This is a genomic window from Mesotoga infera (genome assembly GCA_011045915.1).
Classification (GTDB): domain Bacteria; phylum Thermotogota; class Thermotogae; order Petrotogales; family Kosmotogaceae; genus Mesotoga; species Mesotoga infera_D.
On the sequence record DSBT01000012.1, the window covers coordinates 1 to 2,663 of the forward strand.

Genomic DNA, 2,663 nt, shown 5'->3' on the forward strand with positions numbered 1-2,663 from the left:
AGCTCTCTCGTATCGGTCATAGCACTGGGAGATCTTACAATGAAAGCGAGACAGGTCGGAACTCAGACGCTGGCGGTCTTTGAAGCGTATATAGTACTAGCAGCCTGTTATCTCGTAATGACCTCTCTTGTATCTCTCGCGGGAAGGATACTTGAAAGGAGGCTTGCTATTCCATGAATGAAAGGAAAGTAATACTGAAACTCTCGAAACTGACCAAGTCCTTCGATGCCCAGGCAGTTCTCAAGGATGTTTCCTTTGAGGTCAAGGAGGGAGACGTGATTGCCGTACTCGGCGCTTCCGGCGCAGGAAAGACTACTCTTCTCCGCTGTATCAACAATCTAATCACTCCCGACAAGGGCGAGGTATCCTTTAAAGGTACTCAGGTTCAGAGAACGAAGCATTCGATAAGGGCCTTCAGGTCAAGAGTTGGATTCGTATTTCAGAGATTCAATTTGATAAGTCACCTCAAAATCATCGACAATGTTGCGCTGCCTCTTGTCAAAGTTAAAAACATGAGTTGGGCCGATGCCAGAAAGGCCGCCGAGATTCAGTTAGGTCAAGTCGGCCTCGCCGACAAACTGAACAATCACCCGTCGCAGCTTTCAGGAGGCCAACAGCAGAGAGTGGGCATTGCCAGAGCGCTAGTCATGAATCCCGATATCGTACTCCTGGACGAACCTACTTCTGCTCTCGATCCGTCACTCGTCGGTGAGGTCATGAGGGTAATCAGACGGCTTTCCTCGGAAGGCAGAACCATGATTATTGTCACGCACGAAGTTGAATTTGCAAAGCATATTGCCAATCGTGTAATCTTCTTGAAAAACGGTGAAGTCTCCGCGGATTGCAGTCCAGATGAGTTTTTCGACTCAATGTCCGAGGAAATAGCAGAGTTCTTGACAGACCTTTCGGCAATTGTGTAGCACCTTATTGCAATGAGCGTTTCTCTCGTGATCTCTCTCCTGGCACCGGGTCTAGGGTATGGCGAGGGCATTAGGAGTTGTCCAGCATCCAGTGTCTTGGACTCGGACCCGTCCTTCGAAAGACCTTTAGGAGCCGTTACTCGTCATTCGTGAGTCGTCCTCCGAGAAGAGCTGATAGGACGTTCGTTCCGCGCTGCGCGTCCAGGATTTTGGTCGAAGGGCAAAAGGACGTGAGAAGCCAGAGTGAAGAGATAAGAAGAGCAATTAGATCTTGCCTTTCTGACCTCTAGCTACATTCCTGTCACCTCTATTTGGAGCGTACGCAATACCGACGTGATGAGATCCCATTTAAGAGCCGTAAACAAAAACATTTCGGAGCAAGCTCTGCAAAATGATAGCCTCTTATCGCTTCAAGTCATCTGGCGTGCTGGCAAGAATCTCGATTCATGGCACGAAAAATGGGACCTTAGGAACTGATCAGTCCCTGTTTTCTCGCTGCCTACAGCCTCGTTTTAGATACCAGATCCCGTACAAGAGCATTACGGGATGACAAAAGAAGGAACTTGTATGAGTAGCTTGGGATGACAGCCATGATTATTTCATTTGAATCTACTTTCCTCGCAATCCTCGTGCTTCTGGTAAGGATCTCCACGTTACTGCGTTATGGTATTGACAAAGAACGAAGAACAGATCCTAGCTCTGGAGCGAAATTTTCCTCTTACTACACCCGATCTTCATAACCCGGTTTTGATAACCCGCTCTTAGCAACCCGAATTTCTTAACCCGCCCCTATCAACCCGGTCTCTTGGCAAGCGACCAGCGGGTCTTTTGCCCGAGAAGCGGAACTGGACTTTGCGAAGCAAAGACTGGCCGCACGAAGTGCGACTGGCCTGCGTAGCAGATTGGCTAATTCTTCCTCTTGCGAAGCAGCACACTTCTGCTATTGCCAGATCCAAGACCCCCGGTTTATCTCGTGATCTTATCGGTAAGCGGAAGGTTTTTCCGAGTATCGACTGTTGCGTATTGATTTTAGCTCTCATGAATGGCAAACTATAATTAGTAGATCAAGTTGGAGGAACTCATGAGAAGGGTATGGTTGATACTTATGTTGTGTGTTGGAATGTTTTTGACTTCGTCCGTATTGATTTCTAGAGAGATCAGAACGATTTTTGTTACGGCGCCGGCAAGCTTTCCAGAAAGGTCAAAGCTGGAAGCAGGCGTAAGTGCCTTGAGGAATGTGGGCTACAGAGTCATAGTCGGCAGAAGCTGCGAAGTGTCTCTTTCTTCTAGAGAAAAGGCAAATGAGCTAAACGATGCTTTTGCGAACCCGGAGTACGATGCAATTATTGCGGCAAGAGGGGGATATGGTTCCTACAATCTTCTCGATTGGCTCGATTGGGAATTAATTGCTTCTAATCCAAAGCCTCTGGTAGGTTACAGTGATATAACGGCCTTGCTCCTCTCCATTTATTTCAAGACCGGTCAGACTACATTTCACGGCCCAATGGTCGCCGTAGAGCTTGGATCGGATACCAAGTCCGTCCAAAATATCGCTGAAATATTCAATGGTGAAAGAACGATTCGCTTCAACTATCAGTCAATCCCGGTAATCGAAGGAAAGATGATCGGCAGACTAATTCCGGCCAATCTCTCATTGTTCCAGGCGCTTCAGGGAACAGAGTATCTCGGTTCTCTCAAGGACGCGGTTCTCGTGCTCGAAGATGTGAGTGAGACAAAAGAATC

The 2,663-nt window shown here is 47.8% G+C and carries 3 protein-coding genes; all 3 read left to right on the forward strand.

Features of this window, described 5'->3' with window-relative positions:
- On the forward strand, positions 1–177 hold a 177-nt coding region (locus ENN47_00290; protein ID HDP76629.1), incomplete at its 5' end, for an amino acid ABC transporter permease.
- Positions 174–920 carry an amino acid ABC transporter ATP-binding protein gene (locus tag ENN47_00295; GenBank protein ID HDP76630.1) on the forward strand — a complete coding sequence of 249 codons (747 nt, stop codon included), beginning with the start codon at positions 174–176 and terminating at the stop codon, positions 918–920. The genes ENN47_00290 and ENN47_00295, both read left to right, overlap by 4 nt.
- 1,081 nt (positions 921–2,001) lie before the next feature.
- On the forward strand, positions 2,002–2,663 hold a 662-nt coding region (locus ENN47_00300), incomplete at its 3' end, for an LD-carboxypeptidase (GenBank protein ID HDP76631.1).